General features: G+C 71.5%; 21 protein-coding genes. 13 read left to right on the forward strand and 8 right to left on the reverse strand.

The features are described 5' to 3' along the window. Positions 1 to 51: 51 nt before the first annotated feature. Positions 52 to 861, reverse strand: a complete 810-nt coding sequence (hisN, locus tag ACIBIW_RS13860) for a histidinol-phosphatase (RefSeq protein WP_399335488.1) — start codon at positions 859 to 861, stop codon at positions 52 to 54. Between the two features lie 161 nt (positions 862 to 1,022). Between hisN and ACIBIW_RS13865 the strand changes: the two genes are divergently transcribed. Then, positions 1,023 to 1,667: a TetR/AcrR family transcriptional regulator gene (locus ACIBIW_RS13865; RefSeq protein WP_399335490.1), complete on the forward strand. Its 645-nt coding sequence runs from the start codon at positions 1,023 to 1,025 to the stop codon at positions 1,665 to 1,667. 149 nt (positions 1,668 to 1,816) lie between these two features. Here ACIBIW_RS13865 and ACIBIW_RS13870 read toward each other — a convergent pair whose 3' ends face one another. The 4 genes from ACIBIW_RS13870 to ACIBIW_RS13885 form a co-directional block, all read right to left on the reverse strand. Then, positions 1,817 to 2,140, reverse strand: coding sequence for a DMT family transporter (locus ACIBIW_RS13870; protein WP_399335492.1), 324 nt, complete (start codon positions 2,138 to 2,140; stop codon positions 1,817 to 1,819). Between the two features lie 103 nt (positions 2,141 to 2,243). Then, the gene (rsgA, locus tag ACIBIW_RS13875; protein ID WP_399335494.1) at positions 2,244 to 3,263 is read right to left on the reverse strand and encodes a ribosome small subunit-dependent GTPase A; all 1,020 of its coding nucleotides are present in this window, start codon (positions 3,261 to 3,263) and stop codon (positions 2,244 to 2,246) included. Between the two features lie 17 nt (positions 3,264 to 3,280). Further along, the gene (gene aroA / locus ACIBIW_RS13880) at positions 3,281 to 4,621 is read right to left on the reverse strand and encodes a 3-phosphoshikimate 1-carboxyvinyltransferase (RefSeq protein WP_399335496.1); all 1,341 of its coding nucleotides are present in this window, start codon (positions 4,619 to 4,621) and stop codon (positions 3,281 to 3,283) included. A 166-nt stretch (positions 4,622 to 4,787) separates the two neighbouring features. Beyond that, on the reverse strand, positions 4,788 to 5,603 hold the full coding sequence (locus ACIBIW_RS13885) for an SOS response-associated peptidase (protein WP_399335498.1): 816 nt from the start codon (positions 5,601 to 5,603) through the stop codon (positions 4,788 to 4,790). A 111-nt stretch (positions 5,604 to 5,714) separates the two neighbouring features. On the opposite strand from ACIBIW_RS13885, the gene ACIBIW_RS13890 reads away from it, so the two are divergent. From ACIBIW_RS13890 to ACIBIW_RS13930, 9 genes are all read left to right on the forward strand, one after another. Beyond that, on the forward strand, positions 5,715 to 6,497 hold the full coding sequence (locus ACIBIW_RS13890; protein ID WP_399335500.1) for a M50 family metallopeptidase: 783 nt from the start codon (positions 5,715 to 5,717) through the stop codon (positions 6,495 to 6,497). Between the two features lie 50 nt (positions 6,498 to 6,547). Further along, positions 6,548 to 7,204, forward strand: coding sequence for an alpha/beta family hydrolase (locus tag ACIBIW_RS13895; protein WP_399335502.1), 657 nt, complete (start codon positions 6,548 to 6,550; stop codon positions 7,202 to 7,204). A 326-nt stretch (positions 7,205 to 7,530) separates the two neighbouring features. Then, positions 7,531 to 8,196, forward strand: coding sequence for a sigma-70 family RNA polymerase sigma factor (locus ACIBIW_RS13900; protein ID WP_399335504.1), 666 nt, complete (start codon positions 7,531 to 7,533; stop codon positions 8,194 to 8,196). Further along, entirely contained in the window at positions 8,193 to 8,537 is a 345-nt protein-coding gene (gene rsrA / locus ACIBIW_RS13905; protein WP_399335506.1) for a mycothiol system anti-sigma-R factor, read from the forward strand. The genes ACIBIW_RS13900 and rsrA overlap by 4 nt, the downstream gene beginning before the upstream one ends. Positions 8,538 to 8,869: 332 nt before the next feature. Further along, positions 8,870 to 9,853 (forward strand): tetratricopeptide repeat protein, encoded by a 984-nt coding sequence (locus tag ACIBIW_RS13910; protein ID WP_399335508.1) that lies wholly within the window; start codon positions 8,870 to 8,872, stop codon positions 9,851 to 9,853. A 165-nt stretch (positions 9,854 to 10,018) separates the two neighbouring features. Further along, positions 10,019 to 10,684 (forward strand): peptide deformylase, encoded by a 666-nt coding sequence (def, locus tag ACIBIW_RS13915; protein WP_399335510.1) that lies wholly within the window; start codon positions 10,019 to 10,021, stop codon positions 10,682 to 10,684. Between the two features lie 314 nt (positions 10,685 to 10,998). Beyond that, on the forward strand, positions 10,999 to 12,099 hold the full coding sequence (locus tag ACIBIW_RS13920) for a multidrug MFS transporter (RefSeq protein ID WP_399335512.1): 1,101 nt from the start codon (positions 10,999 to 11,001) through the stop codon (positions 12,097 to 12,099). Further along, positions 12,096 to 13,454: a cytochrome P450 gene (locus ACIBIW_RS13925; RefSeq protein ID WP_399335514.1), complete on the forward strand. Its 1,359-nt coding sequence runs from the start codon at positions 12,096 to 12,098 to the stop codon at positions 13,452 to 13,454. Before ACIBIW_RS13920 ends, ACIBIW_RS13925 begins: the two co-directional genes overlap by 4 nt. Positions 13,455 to 13,525: 71 nt before the next feature. After that, complete coding sequence (locus ACIBIW_RS13930; protein WP_399335517.1) at positions 13,526 to 14,110, forward strand: Uma2 family endonuclease; 585 nt, start codon at positions 13,526 to 13,528, stop codon at positions 14,108 to 14,110. Positions 14,111 to 14,161: 51 nt separating this feature from the next. Here the strand turns inward: ACIBIW_RS13930 and mctP are convergent, their stop codons facing one another. From mctP to ACIBIW_RS13945, 3 genes are all read right to left on the reverse strand, one after another. Beyond that, positions 14,162 to 15,790 (reverse strand): monocarboxylate uptake permease MctP, encoded by a 1,629-nt coding sequence (mctP, locus tag ACIBIW_RS13935; protein WP_399335519.1) that lies wholly within the window; start codon positions 15,788 to 15,790, stop codon positions 14,162 to 14,164. Next, positions 15,787 to 16,113, reverse strand: coding sequence for a DUF3311 domain-containing protein (locus ACIBIW_RS13940; RefSeq protein WP_399335521.1), 327 nt, complete (start codon positions 16,111 to 16,113; stop codon positions 15,787 to 15,789). The genes mctP and ACIBIW_RS13940 overlap by 4 nt, the downstream gene beginning before the upstream one ends. A gap of 193 nt (positions 16,114 to 16,306) precedes the next feature. Next, the gene (locus tag ACIBIW_RS13945) at positions 16,307 to 17,119 is read right to left on the reverse strand and encodes a GntR family transcriptional regulator (protein WP_399335523.1); all 813 of its coding nucleotides are present in this window, start codon (positions 17,117 to 17,119) and stop codon (positions 16,307 to 16,309) included. 460 nt (positions 17,120 to 17,579) lie between these two features. On the opposite strand from ACIBIW_RS13945, the gene ACIBIW_RS13950 reads away from it, so the two are divergent. The 3 genes from ACIBIW_RS13950 to ACIBIW_RS13960 all read left to right on the forward strand — a co-directional run bounded on the left by ACIBIW_RS13950 (position 17,580) and on the right by ACIBIW_RS13960 (position 20,927). After that, the gene (locus tag ACIBIW_RS13950) at positions 17,580 to 18,881 is read left to right on the forward strand and encodes an extracellular solute-binding protein (protein WP_399335525.1); all 1,302 of its coding nucleotides are present in this window, start codon (positions 17,580 to 17,582) and stop codon (positions 18,879 to 18,881) included. A 139-nt stretch (positions 18,882 to 19,020) separates the two neighbouring features. Further along, positions 19,021 to 20,016, forward strand: coding sequence for a carbohydrate ABC transporter permease (locus ACIBIW_RS13955; protein ID WP_399335527.1), 996 nt, complete (start codon positions 19,021 to 19,023; stop codon positions 20,014 to 20,016). Next, positions 20,013 to 20,927: a carbohydrate ABC transporter permease gene (locus ACIBIW_RS13960; protein WP_399335529.1), complete on the forward strand. Its 915-nt coding sequence runs from the start codon at positions 20,013 to 20,015 to the stop codon at positions 20,925 to 20,927. The genes ACIBIW_RS13955 and ACIBIW_RS13960 overlap by 4 nt, the downstream gene beginning before the upstream one ends.

The raw sequence follows: 20,927 nt of genomic DNA on the forward strand, positions 1-20,927 counted from the left end.
CCGTGTCAGGGACCCCCGCCGCGGCGGGGACTTTCACCGTGCCGGGGGTGTTCAGACGCCCGTGCGGCGGTCCCCCAGATGGTCGAGCAGCACGTCGTGCAGCAGGCCGTTGGAGGCCGCGGCGTTGCCGCTGTGCGGGCCGGGGACGCCGTCGAGGCCGGTGAAGGTGCCGCCCGCCTCGGTCACCACGATCGCCGGGGCCGCCATGTCCCAGAGCGACAGTTCCGGCTCCGCGCACATGTCCACGGCCCCCTCGGCGACCATCATGTACGGCCAGAAGTCCCCGTACGCCCTGGTCCGCCACACCGCGCGGCCGAGGTCGAGGAAGCCGTCGAGCCGCCCCTGCTCCTCCCAGCCGCCCAGGCTGGAGTACGCGAACGAGGCGTCCGCGAGCCTGGACACCCGGGAGACCCGCAGCGCCGTCGCGGAGCTGAGGCTGCGCCCCGTGGAGGCGCCATGGCCCTTCGACGCCCACCAGCGGCGGCCGAGCGCCGGTGCCGAGACCATCCCGACCACCGGCTCGAAGCCGCTCTCGCCCGCCTCCATCAGCGCGATCAGCGTGGCCCAGACCGGGACGCCGCGCACGTAGTTCTTGGTGCCGTCGATCGGGTCGACCACCCAGCGCCTGGGGCCCGTACCGTCGATGCCGTACTCCTCGCCGAGGACCGCGTCGCGTGGCCTGGCGCGTTTGAGCTGACTTCTGATCAGCTCCTCGGCCGCCTTGTCCGCCTCCGTGACCGGCGTCATGTCCGGTTTGGTCTCCACCTTCAGGTCGAGCGCCTTGAACCGTTCCGTCGTCGCGGCGTCGGCGGCGTCCGCGAGGACGTGGGCGAGGCGCAGGTCATCACGATAGTCGGGCATGAGCGAACAGTATCGAGCCACCACCGCCCGGACCATCCACCCCGTGTGTCCCGCGTCGCACCACCGTCGCGCGCCCCCGCGAGCGGAGGTCTCCCGCCCCCTTGACAGTGCTCATGGCCACGTCAACTCTGTCGAGAGGCTCTGCTGCCCGGCGGGAGGCGATGATGCCAGGAGCGCGGGACTCGTTACTCGACGCTGCCTACGGGGCGCTCTCCCGGGCCCCCTGGCCGAGAATCCGCATGGTCGACGTGGCGGCGTCTGCGGGGGTGTCCCGGCAGACCCTCTACAACGAGTTCGGCGGCAAGGACGGCCTCGCCCGCGCCCTCGTACGCCGCGAGACGGACGCGTATCTCGCCGGGGCCGACCGGATGCTGACGACCCCTCCGCCGCCCCCCGACGGCTCGCGCGGCGCTCCCGCCGCGGCGCACGAGCGGCTGACGGCGCTCGCCGAGTGGACCGTCGCCACCGGGCGCGCCAACCCGATCGTGCGGGCCGTCCTGACCGGGCTCTGGCCCCAGCGCCTGCCCGCGCCGTCGCTGGCCGCCGTGGCCTCCACGTCCGTGATGCCCGCCCAGCGCAGGGCCGACGGCTCGCTGCCTTCGCCCGGGGAGGTGCTGGCCGACGTGCGGGAGAGGGCCGTCGCCGCGCTCTGCGGCCCGAAGGCGGGCCGCGTCGAGGCGGCGGAGCAGGCCAGGCTGTGCGAGCTGGCGATGCGGCTCGCGCTGTCCTGTCTGCTGGTGCCCGCAGCGGGCGAGGGGGCCGCGGGGCTCGTGCGTGACACGCTGCCCGCCCTCGCGCGCCGCTGACGGGGCGTCCGCCGCGCCCCGCGCGTGTCGCGATGTCGACTCGGCGACAAGGGCGGCCACCGCACGCCCGGCGCGGACCCACCACGTACGCGGGCCGACTGCTCCTCAGCCCGCGGAGCCGGTGCTGCGGCGCGCGGAGCCGGAGTACATCAGTGCGCGGAGCCGGAGAGCTGGAGCCCGATGACCCCGATGATGACGAAGCTGATCGAGACGATCTTCAGCACCGACACCAGGTCACCGAGGAAGATCATGCCGTAGATCGCCGTACCCGCGGCGCCGATGCCCGTCCACACCGCGTACGCGGGGCCGACGTCGAGCCGGCGCAGTGCCAGTGTCAGCAACCCGAAGCTGCCGAGGGCGAACGAGGCGAACGCGATCGTGGGCCAGAGCCGGGTGAACCCGTGCGACAGCTTCAGACAGACCGCGAACCCTGTCTCCAGCAGCCCGGCGACGATGACCAGCAGCCACGCCATGAATGTGCCTCCCGAATCTCCACCAACCGTGGCTGCCTCATCACGCCTCCAGCTCGGTGCGATTATGCCCTTACCGTCACCCTACCCATGCAAACGTCACGGGTCAGTCGCCCTCGTGGCGTTCGCGGGTGGCGAGCAGTCTCCGCAGGGAGTACAGGCGCGCCGGGTCCGCGTGCCCCTCGGCCACCCAGCCGTCAAGGGCGCAGTCCGGCTCGTCGTGGCCGCAGGCGCGCGGGCACCCTGCCGTGCCGGGCTCCAGGTCGGGGAAGGCGTGGATGACCCGGGACGGGTCCACATGGGCGAGCCCGAACGACCGCACCCCCGGGGTGTCCACCACCCAGCCGCCGTCCGCCGTGTCGTCGTCGAGGGGCAGCGCGAGCGCGGAGGTGGTGGTGTGCCTGCCGCGGCCGGTGACCGCGTTCACCCGGCCCGTGGTGCGCCGTCTCGCCTCCGGCACCAGGGCGTTGACAAGGGTGGTCTTGCCGACGCCCGAGTGCCCGACGAAGGCGGTGATGCGGCCGTCGAGCAGCTCCCGCACCCGCGCGAGCGCGTCACCGTCCGTCAGTTCCCCGCGGGAGGTGACGACATAGGGCACCCCCAGCGGCTCGTAGGTGCGCAGCAGCTCGTCGGGCGGCGCCAGGTCCGACTTGGTGAGCACGAGCAGCGGTTCGAGCCCGCCGTCGTACGCGGCCACGAGGCAGCGGTCGACCAGCCGCGGGCGCGGCTCCGGGTCGGCGAGCGCGGTCACGATCGCCAACTGGTCGGCGTTGGCGACGACCACGCGCTCGTACGGGTCGTCGTCGTCGGCGGTGCGGCGCAGCACCGAGGTGCGCCCGGCGATGCGCACCATGCGCGCCAGGGTGTCCTTGTCCCCCGACAGATCGCCGACCAGGGCCACCCGGTCGCCCACCACGGCGGCCTTGCGGCCGAGTTCGCGGGCCTTCATCGCCATCACGACCCGGCCGTCCACCAGACAGGTCACCCGGCCCCTGTCCACGGTGAGGACCATGCCCTCCGCGGCGTCCTCGTGCTTGGGCCTGATGTGGGTGCGCGGGCGGGTGCCCCTGCGCCCCGGCCGGACCCTGACGTCGTCCTCGTCCGTGTGCTTGCCGTAGCGGCGCATGGGTCACCGTCCGCCCGTCACTGACCCAGCATCCCGGTCCACAGGTCGGGGAAGTCCGGCAGGGTCTTCGCCGTCGTCGCCACGTTCTCCACCCGCAGTCCCGGCACCGCGAGGCCGATCACGGCGCCCGCGGTGGCCATGCGGTGGTCCTCGTAGGTGTGGAACACGCCGCCGTGCAGCGGGCGGGGGCGGATGTGCAGGCCGTCGGCGGTCTCCGTGACGTCGCCGCCGAGTTCGTTGATCTCCTTGGTGAGCGCGGCGAGCCGGTCCGTCTCGTGCATCCGCAGGTGCGCGACACCGCGCAGCGTCGACGGGGAGTCCGCGAGGGCGGCGACGGCGGCGATGCCGGGGGCCAGCTCGCCCACCTCGCCCAGGTCGACGTCGAGGCCGTGGACCGCTCCCGAGCCGGTGAAGACGAGGCCCTGCGGGGTCAGCTCGCAGCCGCCGCCCATCTCGGTGAAGATCCGCCGCAGCCGGTCACCCGGCTGGGTGGTGCGTGCGGGCCAGTCGGGGATGACCACCCGGCCGCCGGTGACCAGCGCGGCGGCGAGGAACGGCTGCGCGTTCGACAAGTCGGGCTCCACGGTCAGGTCGACGCCGAGCAGGGCGCCGGGCGTGACCCGCCAGACGTCGGGCTCGCCGCCCGCCTCCGGGGTGTCCACCTGGGCGCCCGCGCCGCGCAGCATGTCGACCGTCATCCTGATGTGCGGCATCGACGGCAGCGACGACCCGACGTGCCGCACCTCGACGCCCTGGTTGAACCGCGGCGCCGACAGCAGCAGCGCCGAGACGAACTGCGAGGACGCCGACGCGTCCACCGAGACCGGGCCGCCCTCCAGGGCGCCGCCGCCGTGCACGGTCAGCGGCAGCGCGTCGCGGCCCTCGTCGTCGATACGGGCGCCGAGCGCGCGCAGGCTCGTGATGACCCCGCCGAGCGGGCGCTCGTAGGAGCGCGGGTCGCCGTCGAAGCGGACCGGCCCGTCGGCGAGGGTGGCGACCGGCGGCAGGAAGCGCATCACCGTGCCCGCGTTGCCCACGTCGACCGTGGCGGGGCCGTGCAGCCCCGCGGGGATGACCCGCCACGCCTCCCCGCCCTCCGCGGGACTCCCGGAAGCGGACGCCATCGACGGCACCGTCTCCTCGATGCCCACGCCCATCGCGCGCAGCGCGCCCGCCATCAGCAGGGTGTCGCGGGAGCGCAGCGGGCGGCGCAGCCAGCCGGGCTCCGAGGCGAGCGCGGCGAGCACCAGCGCGCGGTTGGTGACCGACTTGGAGCCTGGCACGGTGACGGTCGCGTCGACGGCCCCGCTCGCGTACGGGGCGTGCCAGTGAGCGGTGGGCGCTGGGGTCTCGGTCATGCCTTCACTTTATCGGCTGCGGGTGGCCCCCCGGCGTGCCCGGATGCACGGAAACCCGGTGGAAACCTCAGGTTGGTAAGGGCGTGGGAGCGGGTACGGAGGGGTGGCCTGTGGCGCGGACCGCCACCGCTCCTCGCGCCCTGCGCACGCCGGGCAGCCGCGGGGCTCAGAAGAGCGTGCCCTCCTCGGGCGCGGGCAGCTCCTTGAGCAGCTCGGGGCCGTTGTTGCGGACGTTGCTGACGGCCGTGGAGACCGGGTACGCACGCATCAGCCCCTCGGGCGGCGGCGCGAGCAGCGGCAGCAGCTCGGCGGGGTCGGTACGGGACGGGTCGAGCCAGTCGTCCCAGCGGTCGGGCGTCAGCATCAGCGGCATCCGCGGGTGGATGTCGGCGAGGGAGCGCGGGCCCTCGTCCGGGGCGACGGCGAGCGGCGCCGTCTCCGCCTCCGTGGTGATCACGGCGCACGTCACCCGCCACGCCGCCGGGTGCTCGTCGGGCAGCGTGCGGTCGCGCCAGAACTCGTACAGGCCCGCCATCGCGAAGACCGAGCCGTCCGCGGGCGTCACGAAGTACGGCTGCTTGCGCGGGCGCTTCCTGCGGCCCTCCACCTCCAGGTCGCGCTCGTCGGCGCCGGTGACCCACTCGTAGTAGCCGTCCGCGGGCAGCACGCACCGCCTGGCCGCGAAGGCCCTGCGGTACGACGGCTTCTCGTGCACCGTCTCGGCCCGTGCGTTGATCATCCGCGCCGCGCCCTCGGGGGTCTTCGCCCACGACGGTACGAGGCCCCAGCGCAGCCGGCGTAGCTGGCGAACCGGAGCGGGCCGCGCCGCGTCTTTCAGAGGGCGGTCGAGTACCGCGTAGACCTCCTTGGTCGGCGCCACGTTCCAGTCGGGCGCCGCCTCCTCCTCGGGCTCCCACTTCTCGATCTCGAAGATGCCCGCGAGATCATCGGGTCTTCTGCTCGCCGCGTACCGTCCGCACATGAGTGCCACACTGCCAGCCCCGCACGCCACACTTCCAGTTCCCGACAGGTCCCACCCGCCAGCACCGCCCGCGCCCCGCCGCGGCCGACGTCCGAGGAGCCGCCGCGCCCCATGAACGCAAGCCTCAGCACCGTCACGTACGCCGTACAGGACGTCCACACCGCGCTCCCGGCCGCCGCCGCCTCCGCAAGCTCCCTGTGGGACCGCTTCGTCGACGGGTTCGGCGGCCAGCCCGACCCCGACGCCTGGGTGGTGTTCGTCACCGCGGCCCTCGCCCTCGCCGCCGTACTGCCCGCCGGGGCCTGGCGGATAGCCCGCAACGCCGTCACGATCACCCACGAGGGCGGGCACGGCCTGGTCGCGGTGCTGACCGGGCGCCGCCTCGACGGCATCAGGCTGCACTCCGACACCTCGGGGCTCACCGTCAGCCGCGGCAGGCCAACAGGACCCGGGATGGTCCTCACCGCGTTCGCCGGCTACACCGCGCCCCCGCTGATCGGGCTCGGCGGCGCCGCGCTCCTGGCCACCGGGCACATCAGGGTGCTGCTCTGGGTGGCGACCGCACTGCTGCTGATCATGCTCGTGATGATCCGCAACGCGTACGGGGTCCTCACGGTGTTCGTCACCGGCGGCGCCTTCCTGCTGGTGTCCTGGCTCGCCGGGCCCCAGGTGCAGGCGGTGTTCGCGTACACCGCCGTGTGGTTCCTGCTGATCGGGGGCGTGCGCCCGGCGTTCGAGCTACAGGGCAGGCGGCGGCGCGGCGGCGCGCGCGACTCCGACGCCGACCAGCTCGCCCGGCTGACCGGGGTGGCGGCCGGGCTCTGGCTCTTCGTGTTCCACGTGATCGCGCTCGCGTCGCTGATCGGCGGCGGAAGCTGGCTGTTCGGCCTGTGACACCGGGGGGAATGCGCGGGGCCCGGTCGGCGGGGCGGCAGGATGGGGGCGTGGACGACTCAGCAGGCGAACCGCGCGTCGAGCGCGTCGAGACCGCCGCGGGCACCGCCCGCGCCACCTGGCACACCGCCCGTGACCCCCGCCTCGTCCTGGCCCTCGGCCACGGCGCGGGCGGCGGCGTCGAGGCGCGCGACCTGGTGGCGCTCGCCGCGGCGCTGCCCCCGCTCGGCGTGAGCGTGGCGCTGGTCGAACAGCCCTGGCGGGTCGCGGGCAGAAGGCTCGCGCCCGCCCCCGGCACCCTGGACAAGGGGTGGCGGGGGGTGTGGCCCGCGCTCACCGCCCCCGGCCTCCCCGTGGTCGCGGGCGGCCGCAGCGCGGGCGCCAGGGTCGCCTGCCGCACCGCGGCAGAACTCGGCGCCCTCGCGGTCCTCGCGCTGAGCTTCCCGCTGCACCCGCCGGGCCGCCCCGAGAAGTCACGCGCCGCGGAGCTGCTGGGCTCCGGCCTGCCCACGCTGGTCGTCCAGGGCGGGAGCGACCCCTTCGGCCGCCCCGCCGAGTTCCCCGACGGCCCCCACGAGCTGGTCGCCGTGGACTCGGCCGACCACTCCTTCGCGGTGCCCAAGCGCGCCGCGATCGGCCAGGACGGCGCACTCGACGTCCTCACGCGCGCCGTGGGGGAGTGGGCGGGGCGGCTCGGGCGGCCGTAGCGGCTCACCCGGCGTCGCGTACGGGAATGCTGGAGCGCGCTCCACTGTTGGAACGAGCGACGGCGGCGGCCGTACGAGCCACCCGTACGGGTGCGCCGGGGCCGCGCCGCGACGTCGTGAGAAAGGGAGTCCGCCGTATGGGTCCGACCATCTGCCCGAGCCGTCACAGCAGCCCCGAGGAGGTCACGCTGTCGATGCTCAATGTGGCGAAGACCTCGCCTGTTCGGGCACCTGGCGACGGCGAGCGGCCCACCGCGGGCGGCGGAGGTCGACTATTCTCCGATCCGAGTGGGACCACTCGCGGTCTCACCACGCCATCGGAGGAGGTGGGTCAGGTCACAGGGACCGACGCGGGGGCCGGGGAGAGCCGGAAGCCGGGGCCGGAGGAGACATCGGCCGAGCGCAGCGCCCGTTTCGAGCGGGACGCGCTCACGTTCCTCGACCAGATGTACTCGGCGGCGCTGCGCATGACGCGCAACCCCGCGGATGCGGAGGACCTGGTGCAGGAGACGTACGCGAAGGCGTACGGGTCCTTCCACCAGTTCCGGGAGGGCACCAATCTCAAGGCGTGGCTCTACCGCATCCTCACCAACACCTTCATCAACTCCTACCGCAAGAAGCAGCGCGAGCCCCAGCGCAGCGCCGCGGAGGAGATCGAGGACTGGCAGCTCGCACGCGCCGAGTCGCACATGTCGACGGGGCTGCGCTCCGCCGAGTCCCAGGCGCTCGACCACCTGCCCGACTCGGACGTGAAGTCGGCGCTCCAGGCCATCCCCGAGGAATTCCGCATCGCGGTCTATCTCGCGGATGTAGAGGGGTTTGCCTACAAGGAGATCGCCGACATCATGGGGACACCCATCGGTACGGTGATGTCCCGGCTGCACCGCGGCCGTCGGCAACTGCGCGGCATGCTGGAGGACTACGCCAGGGACCGCGGGCTGGTCCCGGCCGGCGCCGGGAAAGCGAACGGAACGGAAGGCTCGGGCTCATGAGCTGCGGAGAGCCGCACGAAACGGACTGCTCGGAAGTACTGGACCATCTCTACGAGTACCTCGACCACGAGATGCCGGACGCCGACTCCAGCAAGTTCGAGCACCACTTCGAGGAGTGCTCGCCCTGCCTGGAGAAGTACGGGCTCGAACAGGCCGTGAAGAAGCTCGTCAAGCGCTGCTGCGGCCATGACGACGTGCCCGCGGACCTCAGGGCCAAGGTCATGGGCCGGATCGACATGATCCGCTCGGGCGAGATCGTGCCCGAGGGCGGCGATATCGTCTCCGAGCGCGGCGAGACCGTCCCCGAGGGCGGGAAGCAGGCCCCGGCCGAGGGCCGCTGACCCTCCGGGCCCCTGGGGCCCACCGCGGTCGCCGTCCGTGGCGGCCGCCCGGCACCGCGTGACCGCGCCGCGTGCCCTCCACCGCGGCGGCCCGCGCCCCGTTCCGTTCGCCGATTGTCCCCGCCGTGCATAGGTGCGCCCTACGCTGGGCAAGGGCTCTTCGGGTGGCGCCCGGGGGAGCGTTCCTGCCTTCCCGGCCAACCCATGGGTAATGAGCGGTCATCCGGACCTCCGTGGTTGGATGCGAGTACGGCAGCGCCCGGGGCGGGTTCCGCGGGTGTGCGCCGCGGGGGACGACACCGTATCCCCGGTCGAAACGGCAGGCGGGAATCGTGAGGATCTTCGGCAAGGGACGGCACCGGCCCTCCGCCTCCTGGCGGCAGGCGACGGACCGGGCGTTCACGCTGATCGGGGACGGCCGGTACGAGGACGCGGGCGCGCTCCTCACCCGCGCGGCCGACCTGGAGCCCTGGCTCTCCGAGTCCTGGTTCAACCTCGCCCTGCTGCACAAGTTCCGCCACGACTGGGAGCAGGCCAGGGCGGCGGGGCTGCGCGCCGTGGCGCTCCTCGACCGCGAGGCGGGCGCCCCCGACTGGTGGAACGTCGGCATCGCCGCCACCGCGCTCCAGGACTGGCCGCTGGCCCGCAGGGCCTGGCAGGCGTACGGGCTCAGGGTCCCGGGCGGCGGCCCCGCCACCGCGGGCGAGCCGCTGGGCATGGACCTGGGCAGCGCCGCCGTCCGGCTCTCGCCCGAGGGCGAGGCCGAGGTCGTGTGGGGGCGCAGGATCGACCCCGCGCGCGTGGAGGTGCTCTCCATCCCGCTGCCGTCCTCGGGGCGCCGCTGGGGCGAGGTCGTCCTCCACGACGGGGTGCCGCACGGCGAGCGCACCACCTCCGCCGGGCACGCCTACCCGGTTTTCGACGAGATCGAGCTGTGGGCGCCCTCGCCCGTGCCGACCTGGGTGGTGCTGCTCGAAGCCGCCACCGAGGAGGACAGGGACGCGCTGGAGAAGCTGGCAGCCGACGCCGGTTTCGCCGCCGAGGACTGGTCCTCGTCGGTACGGCTGTTGTGCCGGCTCTGCTCCGAGAGCCGGATGCCGAGCGACGAGGGCGACGGCGTCCACCTCGACCCCCACGACCACAGCGAGCCGGGCCACCCGGGCCCCCTCGGCCACCGCACCGACGGCCAGCTCTGGGTGCCCGAGCGCGAGTGCGGGATAGCGGCCCCCGAGTCCCTGGTGCGCGGCCTGCTCGACGGCTGGGTCGCGGACAGCCCCGACTCCCGGGACTGGCGGGACCTGGAAGAGGTCTGCTGAATAGACTTGCGGTCCCATCGGTTCCCCGGTGCGGGCGCGTCGTGGTCGCTCAGGCGGTCGGCCTGCCCGCCCGTCAGGACCCGGTGACGGAAGGGACTCGGCCCGGGGGCCCGGCGGCGCGCGCCGCCGCCCGGCGGGCGAGGCAGCGAAGATCTGGAAGGCGAGATGACGCAGGACACGCAGGACACTGAGCAGGAGCTGCCCGCCGCGGCGCGGGCGCTGCCCGTCGACGACGAGGGCTTCGTCGTCGACACCGAGGACTGCGAGGAGCGCGAGGGCGCCTACCGGGATCGCGGCACCTCCCGCCCGATCACGGTCGTCGGCAACCCGGTGCTGCACCGCGAGTGCAGGCGGGTGGAGACGTTCGACGACGAGCTGCGCCGCCTGGTCGACGACATGTTCGCCAGCCTGCGCACCGCGGAGGGCGTCGGCCTCGCGGCCAACCAGATCGGCGTCGACCTGAAGGTCTTCGTCTACGACTGCGGCGACGACCGGAACGTCCGCCATGTCGGCGTGGTCTGCAACCCGGTGCTCCGGGAACTGCCCGCAGAGCAGCGCCGCCTCGACGATTCAAGCGAGGGCTGCCTGTCCGTGCCGACCGCCTACGCGGAGCTGCCGCGGCCCGACTACGCGGTGGTCACGGGGCAGGACGAGTACGGCAACGACATCACCGTGCGGGGCACCGGCTACTTCTCGCGCTGCCTCCAGCACGAGACCGACCACCTCTATGGGTACCTGTACATCGACCGGCTCTCGAAGCGGGACCGCAAGGACGCGTTGCGGCAGATGGCGGAGGGCACCCCGCGCTACCCGGTCGTCGCCAACGACTGAGGCGCCGCCCACACCGGCAACGCCAATTCTCCTGGCATATGCACGCACGCCACCGCCCGCCGGGAATGTCCTCGGTGGGCGGTGGCATATGCCGGGCGGCGGGATTGTCGCGTAACCCCGGAGCGGTCAGAAACGGGCGAAAGTCGGTCGGGAAGCGTCAACAGCCTTGCCATCTCCGCATCTTCAGGAACCGAGTGTGGCATTTCCGTTTGTCAAACGGTCAGTTAAAGTGCTTGACGAAAGCGTGGGGATACGCGACGACGCGCGCCCGACTTCGGGGGAGGCGACGCGCGCCACACACTGCTGAGAGGGGTATGTCCGTGCCTGCTTTCTCGCACAGCGCCGCACACGCAGGGCCCGCACCGCAGGCGGCCGTATCGGTGCCACCCGCACTCTCACTTCCGGTGATCGAGAAGCAGTTCATCAGGCGCCGCCATGATTACTGGCCAAGGCTCCAGGAGAAGACCCGCGCCTGGCTGCTCGAAAAACGGCTCATGCCCGAGGAGAAGGTGTATCGGTACGCCGACGGGCTGCGCTACACGGACCTGGTCGCCGGGTACTACCTCGGCGCCCCCGACGAACTCCTTGCCGCGATAGCGGACTTCAGTACCTGGTTCTTCGCCTGGGACGACCGGCACGACCGGGACGCGGTGCACGGCCGCGCCGACGCCTGGCGGCGACTCGGCCCCCGGCTCCACCAGGCACTCGACTCACCCGCGTCGCACCTCGACCATCCCGACCCGCTGGTCGCCGCGTTCGCGGACGTGGTGCCGCGGCTCACCCACGGGTGCGGCCCGCGGTGGACCGCGCGGTTCTCGGCGCACTTCCACGAGGTGATACGCGCCTATGACGTGGAATTCGAGAACCGTCTTACCCACACCATTCCGCCGGTCGACTCCTATGTCGAACTGCGGCGGCTCACTTTCGCGCACTGGATCTGGATCGACCTTCTCGAACCGGCCTCCCGATGTGAACTTCCGGCGGCCGTGCGCAAGAATCCCGCCTATCGCAGGGCCGCACTCGCGACCCAGGACTTCTCCGCCTGGTACAACGACCTCTGCTCCCTGCCGAAGGAACTCGCGGGGGACGAGGTGCACAATCTCGGAATCAGCCTGATTCACCATGAGGGGCTTTCCCTGGAATCCGCGGTCGCCGAGGTGCACGGCCGGGTCTCGAACTGCGTCACCGAATTCATGGCGGCCGAGAAGGACGTGCTGCGGCTGACCGCGCGCTGGGCCGGCGGCTCGGAACAGGGCGCGGAACTGGCCGCCGCGACCCGCGACTGCCTCTCCAACATGCGCAACTGGTTCTCGTCCGTCTACTGGTTCCACCACGAGTCGGGCCGCTACCGCGTCGAGAGCTGGGACGACCGCGCCACACCCCCGTACGTCAGCGACCAGGCAGGTGAGAAATGAGCACACGGTCCGTGCCCGCGGCGGCGGCCGACGCGCTCCCCGCGCCCCCGTTCGCCCGCGGCGGCGCCCCGCTGCTCGGGCACGCCTGGAACCTGGTGCGCGACCCGCTGTCCTTCCTCGCCTCGCTGCGCGACGATGGCGACGTCGTACGGATCAGGCTCGGCCCGCGCACCGCGTACGCGGTCTGCGCCCCCGAACTCGTCGGGACGCTGCTGAAGAGCCCCGGCTACGAGGTCGGGGGCCCGCTGTGGGACACGCTCGAAGTGCTGCTCGGCAAGGGCGTCGCGACCAGCAACGGGGCGCTGCACCGCCGCCAGCGCAGGATGATCCAGCCCGCGTTCAGGCCCGAGCGCATCGCGGACTACGCCGCCGTGATGTGCGAGGAGGCCGGGGATCTTGCGCGGCGCTGGCGGCCGGGGCCCGTGGACGTGGGCGCGGAGATGTTCCGCGCCGCGGTCAGGATCGTCTCGCGCTCGCTGCTCGAAGTGGCCTCGATCGGGGAGAAGGCGGACCGCGTCAGCGAGTCGCTGCACACCGTCTTCGAGGGGCTCTACCGCCGCATGGTGCTCTCCGTGGGGCCGCTGTACCGGGTGCCCACGCCCGCGAACCGGCGCTTCGCGAACGCCCTCGACGACCTGCACACGCTCGTCCACGAGATCATCGCGGAGCGGCGGGCCGCGGACGACGCCCCGGGCGACCTGCTGGGGGCGCTGCTCGCCGCGCGCGACGAGTCGGGGGCGCCGCTGACCGACCGGGAGATCCACGACCACGTCGTCTCGATCGTGGTGGCAGGCGCCGAGAACGTGGCCTCCACGCTCGCCTGGACGTTCTGGCTGCTGACCGAACACCCCGAGCACGAAAGCCGGGTGGTCGACGAGGTGAATTCGGTGGTGGGCGAGGGGCCGCTCGCCTTCGGGCATCTCGCGGAGCTGACCCATACCCGCAATGTCGTCACCGAGGCGATGCGCATCCGCCCGGCCGCCTGGATATTCACAAGGCGCTGCGTGGCGGCCACCGAACTCGGCGGCTATTCGATTCCGGCCGGTGCCGACATCGTCTACAGCCCGTACGCGATGCAGCGCGATCCGCGCTCGTTCGAGCGGCATCTCGCATTCGACCCCGACCGGTGGCTGCCGGAACGTGCCGAGGAGGTGCCGCCGTTCGCGATGATGCCGTTCAGCGTCGGTAACCGTAAGTGCCCCGGCGATCACTTCAGTCTGGCGGAACTCGCCATCATTCTGGCCACCGTGGCCCCGAAATGGCACCTTTCCGCACTCCCGGAGACCGACAGCGGAACGAAAATCGGCATCACGCTGCATCCCCGCCGGCTGATCCTGCGGGCGGAGCGGCGCTGAGCGGCGAGTCCGCCGCGGCGGGCCGGGGTGTCGGAGGGCTCGGCTATCGTGCTGAACAGGAGGAGGTAACCATGACCACGACCGACGAGCGTCCGCACGCCATCGCCGAGGAGTTCGACGAGCTGACCCGCATACTGGCCCGCTCCACCGAGGGAATCCGCCTGGAACTCATCGACGGAAAGATCAGGAGCAGGGTCGTGCCCGACGGGGACCACGCACGCATCATCCAGTGGCTGCTGCGCCTCTGCATCCAGCACCGTCCTGAGCTCTTCCTCCACCCGGAGCAGGGCCTCAAGGTGCAGACGTACCGCAGCGGCCGTGCGCGCCCCGACGCGGTGCTTGCCGGGAGTGAGGCATTCGTCGGGCAGGGCGAGTGGGCGGCTCCCGAGGGCGCCCTGATGGCCGTCGAGGTCACCTCCTACGACGCCGACACCGACGAGCGTGACCGGGTGCAGAAGCCTCGGGCCTACGCGGAGACGGGCATTCCCGTCTATCTCCTCATCGACCGCGACACCTGCGAGGTGACCGTCCACAGCGAGCCTGACGGCGTCCGCTACGAGAGCGTCCGCAGGGTCCCGTTCGGCAAGCCGGTCGACCTTCCGGAGCCCGTCGGCATCACCCTGGACACCGAGCGGCTGAAGGAGTGGGTGCGCTGACGGCCGGCGGCCGCCGGGGAGCAGGCCCCGGCGGCCCCGTGACGGCCGGGGTCAGTGCGCCGCCCCCGCCGTCGCCGGTGGCAGGTCGGGCTCGACGCCCGGGTCGCCCGCGTCGCCCGTGTAGTCCCCGGGGGACGTGTGGTCGGTGCCCGCGGGCGCCTTCACGGCCCGCAGTATCACCGTGAGGACCACCGTGACCACCACGTTCAGCACGAACGCCGTGGTGCCGATGTAGCCCATCTCGCCGATGCCGGGGATCTCCTTGGCGTTGCCGCCGAAGTGCTTCTGGGTCGGGCTCGCGATGCCGTACGCGGCCAGCGTCCCGTACACCATGCCCGCGGCCCAGCCGACCAGCAGCGCCCAGCGGTGGAACCAGCGCGTGAACAGCCCGCCGACCAGCGCGGGGAAGGTCTGGAGAATCCAGATGCCGCCCAGGAGCTGGAAGTTGATCGCCACCGTCTGGTCCATGCCGAGCACGAAGACCAGGGCGCCCACCTTCACCACGAGCGACACCAGCTTGGAGACCCGGGTCTCCTGCGCGGGGGTGGCGTCCGGCTTGATGAAGTCCTTGTAGATGTTGCGGGTGAACAGGTTCGCCGCCGCGATGGACATGATCGCCGCCGGGACCAGCGCCCCGATGCCGATGGCCGCGAACGCCACGCCCGCGAACCAGTCGGGGAACATGTCCTCGAAGAGCTGCGGGATCGCGAGCTGCCCGTTGTCGACCTTGACGCCGCCCGCGATGGCCATGAAGCCGAGCAGCGCGAGCAGGCCCAGCATCAGCGAGTACAGCGGCAGGATCGTGGTGTTGCGGCGGATCACCTCACGGCTGCGCGAGGACAGCGTCGCGGTGATCGAGTGCGGGTACATGAACAGCGCGAGCGCCGAGCCGAACGCCAGCGTCGCGTACGTCCACTGCCCCTTCTCACCGGTCGCCAGCTCCCCGCGCGGCTTGCCCGTGGCGGGGTTGACCTGCGAGAGGGCATGGCCCGCCTTGGCGAAGATGTCGTCGAAGCCGCCCAGCCTGATCGGGATATAGATGATCGCGACCAGGATGACAATGTAGATGAGCGAGTCCTTCACAAACGCGATCAGCGCCGGGGCGCGCAGCCCGGACGAGTAGGTGTAGGCGGCGAGCACCGCGAACGCGATGAACAGCGGCAGGTCCTTGACGAACCAGTTGGTGCCTTCGGAGCCCCCGACGCCCATCACGTCCAGCACGGCCTGGATGCCGACGAGTTGGAGCGCGATGTACGGCATCGTGGCGATGATGCCGGTGACCGCCACCGCGAGCGAGAGGCCCTTGGAGTCGAAGCGGCCGCGCACGAAGTCGGAGGTGGTGACGTAGCCGTGCTTGTGGGACACCGACCACAGGCGCGGCAGGAAGGTGAAGATCAGCGGGTAGACCAGGATGGTGTACGGCACCGCGAAGAAGCCGGAGGCCCCGGCGCCGTAGATCGCCGCGGGCACCGCCACGAAGGTGTACGCGGTGTAGAGGTCGCCGCCGAGCAGGAACCAGGTGATCCAGGTCCCGAAGGAGCGCCCGCCGAGGCCCCACTCGTCGAGGGTGTGCTCGCGCTCGGTGCGCCGCCACCGCGCGGCCCAGAAGCCCATGGCGGTGACCAGCAGGAAGAAGAAGACGAAGATGCCGAGCGCGACACCGTTCACGTCGTCGTTCACCGGTCCGCACCTCCCTTGCTGGTGTCGGACGCGGGCGCCCCGCCGGTGCCGCCGGTCCCGGCGCGGCGCGCGCCGCCGGGGGTGAGCCCCCGGGAGCGCTGGTCGTACTTCCAGAGCTGGTACGCGATGGCGGTCAGCGCGCTGGAGATCAGCACCCAGAGCATCTGGTACCAGTAGAAGAACGGAATCCCGATGAACCGGGGGTCGACCCTGGCGAAGGAGCCGACCCACAGCATGGCCACGAACGGCGCCACGAGGCAGACCCCGATGATGACGCGCACCGGTGTCACCACCGGTTTGCTCGCTTCCGGCACTTTTGGCATACGGCGGCTCCCACTCCTCGCTCACACCGTCGGCTGACAGGTTCACCGCCGATCAGGCTGATCAGAACGCGGTGCGCAGGAAATCTAAGCGACCGGTCAGCACGAGGGAACCCCACACCGGACAACGTTCGTGTTGCGGTGGCGCGCGGTGCGGGGCGCGAGCGGGGCGGGTGCTCCGGTACGCCGGGGCGCCTCAGTCGGCCGGGCGCTTGAGCCGGGCGACGAACTTGTAGCGGTCGCCGCGGTACACCGAGCGCACCCACTCCACGGGCCGCCCCGAGTGGTCGAGGGAGTGCCGGGAGAGCATCAGCATCGGCAGGCCCACATCGGTGGCGAGCAGCCCGGCCTCCCGCGGCGTGGCGAGCGACGTCTCGATGGTCTCCTCCGCCTCCGCGAGCCGGACGTCGTACACCTCGGCGAGTGCCGTGTAGAGCGAGGAGTACTTGGCGAGGCTGCGGCGCAGCGCGGGGAAGCGCTTCGCGGACAGATGGGTGGTCTCGATCGCCATCGGCTCCCCGCTGGCGAGCCGCAGCCGCTCGATGCGCAGCACCCGGCCGCCCGCGGTGATGTCGAGCAGCCCGGCGAGCATGTCGTCCGCGGTGACATAGCCGATGTCGAGGAGCTGGGAGGTGGGTTCGAGGCCCTGGGCGCGCATGTCCTCGGTGTACGAGGTCAGTTGCAGCGCCTGGGAGACCTTGGGCTTGGCGACGAACGTGCCCTTGCCCTGGATGCGTTCGAGCCTGCCCTCGACGACGAGTTCCTGGAGGGCCTGGCGCACGGTGGTCCGCGAGGTGTCGAACTCGGCGGCGAGGGTGCGCTCGGGCGGGACCGGGGTGCCGGGCGGCAGCGTCTTGGTCATGTCGAGCAGATGCCGCTTGAGGCGGTAGTACTTGGGGACGCGCGCGGTCCGCAGGGGGGCCTGGGCACCCGCCTCCGCGGGCCCGGGGCCCGTGTCCCCCTGCCCGGTGCGCTCCGTGTGGTCCGCGCTGGTGGCGTCCGTGCTCATGCTCCGCCTTCCCGGCTCCTGTGCCGCCACCCGGCGCCGCGCCGGGTGAGGCATTCATCCTGGCACGGCCCGCTGTGGGGCCCCGCCCGGCGGCGGTGGCCGTGCCCTTCCTTATACACCGAGAGCACCCCACCTGGTCTAGTCCACCCGCGGGCCATGCCCGCGCGCCCGGGGCTGCGCACGGCGCGTACCAGGGGCGGCGCGCCCGCGCGCACGCGCCCCGTGCGCGCGGGGGTTCCTGACGCACCGTCCGGCCCGTGTCCTGCGGATGTCGTTCGGGTAACGGAGGTCCCCGTCCCTTTCGGCCTCCCTTGACACGCCCATAGGTCTAGGCCAAGCTCCGGGTGCTGGTCTACACCATTAGTCCAGTTCCCGGTCCCGCGGGCAGTTCTCGCCTGATTCCAGAACAACGGCGCCGTGGGTGGGGGGTTGCCAGGGGAGAGCCCTTGAGGAGGGTGACATGAAGCGCAAGCTCGTGGCCGCGGTGGGCGCGGCGACGATGATGGTCGCGGTGGCGGCCTGCGGCGGGTCCGACAGCGACTCGTCGAAGGCGCCCAAGGACCGCGACGGCCAGCTCACGGTCTGGCTGATGGTCGACGCCCAGACGAGCTGGCCCGAACTGGTCACCCAGGCCAACGCCGAGTTCAACAAGAAGTACCCGAACGTGAAGGTCAACGTCCAGTACCAGCAGTGGGGCGACAAGACCAAGAAGCTCGACGCGGCACTCTCCGGCGACAAGTTCCCCGACGTGGTCGAACTCGGCAACACCGAGACCCAGACCTACATCCTCAACGGCGCGCTCGGCGACATCGACGCCAAGAAGTACGACAACTCCGACACCTGGATCAAGGGCCTCAAGGACACCTGCCAGTACGAGGGCAAGCTCTACTGCGTCCCCTACTACGCCGGCGCCCGGGTCGCCGTCTACAACAAGGACATGTTCAAGTCCGCCACCGGCAAGGACACCTTCCCCGCCACCGAGACCGACCTGACCGGGGCGCTCGACAAGGTCGGCGACAAGTACGGCTCCGAGGACAAGGCGTTCTCGCCGCTGTACCTGCCGGGCCGCTACTGGTACGCCGCCATGTCCTACGTGGCCGCGTACGGCGGGCAGATCGCCACGTACGACAAGGACTCCAAGGAGTGGAAGGGCGCCCTGTCGTCGCCCGAGGCCCAGAAGGGCGTCCAGCACTTCGTCGACCTGGTCAAGAAGTACAACCACGGCGACCAGACCAAGGACGAGGCCGACCACGCCAACGTGATGGCCAACGAGAAGGCCGCCGTCATCTACGGCAACGCCTGGGAGGCCGCCAACGTCGTCGACCCGAAGGCCAGCGGCAACGCCAAGCTCAAGGACAAGATCGGCACCGCCGCCATGCCGGGCCCGAACGGCAAGACCCTGCCCTCCTTCATCGGCGGCTCCGACCTGGCCACCGTCTCCAAGTCGGACCGGCAGGACCTCGCCCAGGACTGGATCTCCCTCTTCACCGGTGAGAAGGGCGAGGCCGGGCTCGCGGGCAAGGACATCCTGCCCAACAACACCAAGCAGTTGGAGCCGCTGACGAAGGACCCGGCGACCGCCGCGGCGGCCAGCGCGGTCCCGAACGCCTGGTTCACCCCGATCGCCCCCGGCTGGGCCGCGATCGAGAAGAAGGAGACCATCGAGCTGATGCTCCTCGACATCCTCAAGGGCAAGTCGGTCGCCTCCGCCACCAAGGCCGCGGACGCCGAGATCGACAAGATGATCAACGAGTCGTCCTGACCCCGCCGCCCCGCCGCGGCCTCGCGGAGCCCCCGCGAGGCCGCCCGCACGCGCACACCCACCGGGGGTGGCGGACGCCGAGCACGGCGCCCCGCCGCCCCCGCACCCCGGTTTCCGGTTCGAACGGGAGGGCCGCACGATGAGTGCCGCCGACATGAAAGCAGCCGACCCGCCGGTCCGCGTACCACCGGCCGCGCCGGGCGGGCGACCCGCGAAGGGCACGAGCGACCCGAGACGGGCGCGCAGGCGCGGCGCGCTGCTGCCGTACCTGCTGATCGCCCCCGCCTTCGTGGCCATCGTGGCGGTGTTCGCCTGGCCGCTGGTGAAGACCGTCATGATGTCCTTCCAGGACGTCGGCCGCCGGGAGCTGTGGACGGGCGACGCCGCGCCCTGGGTCGGCTTCGACCAGTTCAGCACCATCCTCGGCGACGGCGAGTTCTGGGACTCGGTCGTGCGCACCGTGCTGTTCATGGTCGTCTGCGTGGTCGTCACCATGGGCGCGGGGCTGCTGCTCGCGCAGTCCATGCAGCGGATGACCCGCTGGATCAGACTGGCGCTGACCGGCGCGCTGGTGGCCGCCTGGTCGATGCCGCTGCTCGTCGCCTCCTCCGTGTTCCGCTGGTTCTCCGACTCGGACTACGGCGTCGCCAACATGGTGCTGACCAAGTACCTCGGCCTGCACTTCCGCGGCCACAACTGGTGGCTCGACCCCAAGCAGGGCTTCGTGGTCATCGGCGCGCTCGTGATCTGGGGCGCCGTGCCCTTCGTGGTGATCACCCTCTACGCGGCCCTCACCCAGGTCCCCGCGGAGCTGGAGGAGGCGGCGGCGCTGGACGGCGCGGGCACCTTCGGCATCTTCCGCTACGTCACCTGGCCCGTCATCAAACCCGTCTTCCAGATGGTCTGTACCTTGTCGGTGATCTGGGACTTCAATGTCTTCGGGCAGGTCTTCCTGCTCCGCGACAACAAACCGGAACCCGACTACAACCTCCTGGGCCTCTACTCCTTCGACAAGGCGTTCGAGTCCAACTCCTTCAGCGAGGGGGCCGCGATCTCCCTCATCACGGTGCTGCTGCTCTCCGGCGTGGCCGTGTACTACCTGCGCCAGCTCCTCAAGATCGGAGAGGTCGAATGAGCGCCGTCACCTCGACCGGGACCGCCGCTGGCACTGCCGCGGGTGCCGCCGCGGCGGCCCGCCGCGCCCCCGCCGGGGGCCGCGACCGCAAGCGCCGCAGCCGCCACCTCCACAACGTCATCGGGCTCGTCGCCTTCGTGGTGATGGCCTTCCCCGTGTACTGGCTCGTCGTCAGCGCGCTGCGGCCCAACAGCGAGATACGCAGCTACGACCAGAAACTCTTCCCCGACACCTTCACGCTCGACAACTTCAGCCGCGCCGTCCACATGCCGAACTTCGGCAGCGCGATCGCCTCCAGCCTGATCATCTGCGTCTCCGCGGTGGTCGGCGCCATGGTGCTCTCCACCATCGCGGCGTTCGCCATCGGCCGCTTCCAGTTCATGGGCCGCAAGGTCTTCATGATCGTGCTGCTCGCGGTGCAACTGCTGCCGCCGAGCGCCATGCTGATCCCGATCTACCTCCAGCTCAACGACCTCGGCGCGCTCAACGAGTACTGGGGCGTCATGGTGGTCTACCTGGTCTCCGCGCTGCCCTTCGCTACCTGGATGATCCGCGGCTTCGTGATCAACATCCCCAAGGAGCTTGAGGAGTCCGCGATGATGGACGGTTGTAGCCGGATGGGCGCCTTCTGGCGGGTGATCTTCCCGCTGCTCGCGCCCGGGCTCGCCGCCGCCTCGATCTTCTCGCTGATCAACGCGTGGAACGAGTACCTGCTCGCCTACGTGGTGCTCCAGGACAACGACAAGTACACGCTCAACGTGTGGCTGATGAACTTCACCACCACGCGCGGCACCGACTACGGCGCGCTGATGGCGGCCTCCACCCTCATCGCCATCCCGGTCGTGGTCTTCTTCATGTTCGTCCAGAAGAAGATGGCCTCCGGGCTCACCTCCGGCGCAGTAAAGGGATGA

It is taken from the genome of Streptomyces sp. NPDC050560, from assembly GCF_044457285.1.
Taxonomy (GTDB): Bacteria; Actinomycetota; Actinomycetes; order Streptomycetales; family Streptomycetaceae; genus Streptomyces.

What these genes read in the sequence shown, in the direction of transcription:
- hisN (WP_399335488.1), bottom strand. Translation starts at nt 861, where the DNA reads ATGCCCGACTATCGTGATGACCTGCGCCTCGCCCACGTCCTCGCGGAC.
- ACIBIW_RS13865 (WP_399335490.1), top strand. Translation starts at nt 1,023, where the DNA reads ATGATGCCAGGAGCGCGGGACTCGTTACTCGACGCTGCCTACGGGGCG.
- ACIBIW_RS13870 (WP_399335492.1), bottom strand. Translation starts at nt 2,140, where the DNA reads ATGGCGTGGCTGCTGGTCATCGTCGCCGGGCTGCTGGAGACAGGGTTC.
- rsgA (WP_399335494.1), bottom strand. Translation starts at nt 3,263, where the DNA reads ATGCGCCGCTACGGCAAGCACACGGACGAGGACGACGTCAGGGTCCGG.
- aroA (WP_399335496.1), bottom strand. Translation starts at nt 4,621, where the DNA reads ATGACCGAGACCCCAGCGCCCACCGCTCACTGGCACGCCCCGTACGCG.
- ACIBIW_RS13885 (WP_399335498.1), bottom strand. Translation starts at nt 5,603, where the DNA reads ATGTGCGGACGGTACGCGGCGAGCAGAAGACCCGATGATCTCGCGGGC.
- ACIBIW_RS13890 (WP_399335500.1), top strand. Translation starts at nt 5,715, where the DNA reads ATGAACGCAAGCCTCAGCACCGTCACGTACGCCGTACAGGACGTCCAC.
- rsrA (WP_399335506.1), top strand. Translation starts at nt 8,193, where the DNA reads ATGAGCTGCGGAGAGCCGCACGAAACGGACTGCTCGGAAGTACTGGAC.
- def (WP_399335510.1), top strand. Translation starts at nt 10,019, where the DNA reads ATGACGCAGGACACGCAGGACACTGAGCAGGAGCTGCCCGCCGCGGCG.
- ACIBIW_RS13920 (WP_399335512.1), top strand. Translation starts at nt 10,999, where the DNA reads ATGTCCGTGCCTGCTTTCTCGCACAGCGCCGCACACGCAGGGCCCGCA.
- ACIBIW_RS13925 (WP_399335514.1), top strand. Translation starts at nt 12,096, where the DNA reads ATGAGCACACGGTCCGTGCCCGCGGCGGCGGCCGACGCGCTCCCCGCG.
- ACIBIW_RS13930 (WP_399335517.1), top strand. Translation starts at nt 13,526, where the DNA reads ATGACCACGACCGACGAGCGTCCGCACGCCATCGCCGAGGAGTTCGAC.
- ACIBIW_RS13940 (WP_399335521.1), bottom strand. Translation starts at nt 16,113, where the DNA reads ATGCCAAAAGTGCCGGAAGCGAGCAAACCGGTGGTGACACCGGTGCGC.
- ACIBIW_RS13945 (WP_399335523.1), bottom strand. Translation starts at nt 17,119, where the DNA reads ATGAGCACGGACGCCACCAGCGCGGACCACACGGAGCGCACCGGGCAG.
- ACIBIW_RS13950 (WP_399335525.1), top strand. Translation starts at nt 17,580, where the DNA reads ATGAAGCGCAAGCTCGTGGCCGCGGTGGGCGCGGCGACGATGATGGTC.
- ACIBIW_RS13955 (WP_399335527.1), top strand. Translation starts at nt 19,021, where the DNA reads ATGAGTGCCGCCGACATGAAAGCAGCCGACCCGCCGGTCCGCGTACCA.
- ACIBIW_RS13960 (WP_399335529.1), top strand. Translation starts at nt 20,013, where the DNA reads ATGAGCGCCGTCACCTCGACCGGGACCGCCGCTGGCACTGCCGCGGGT.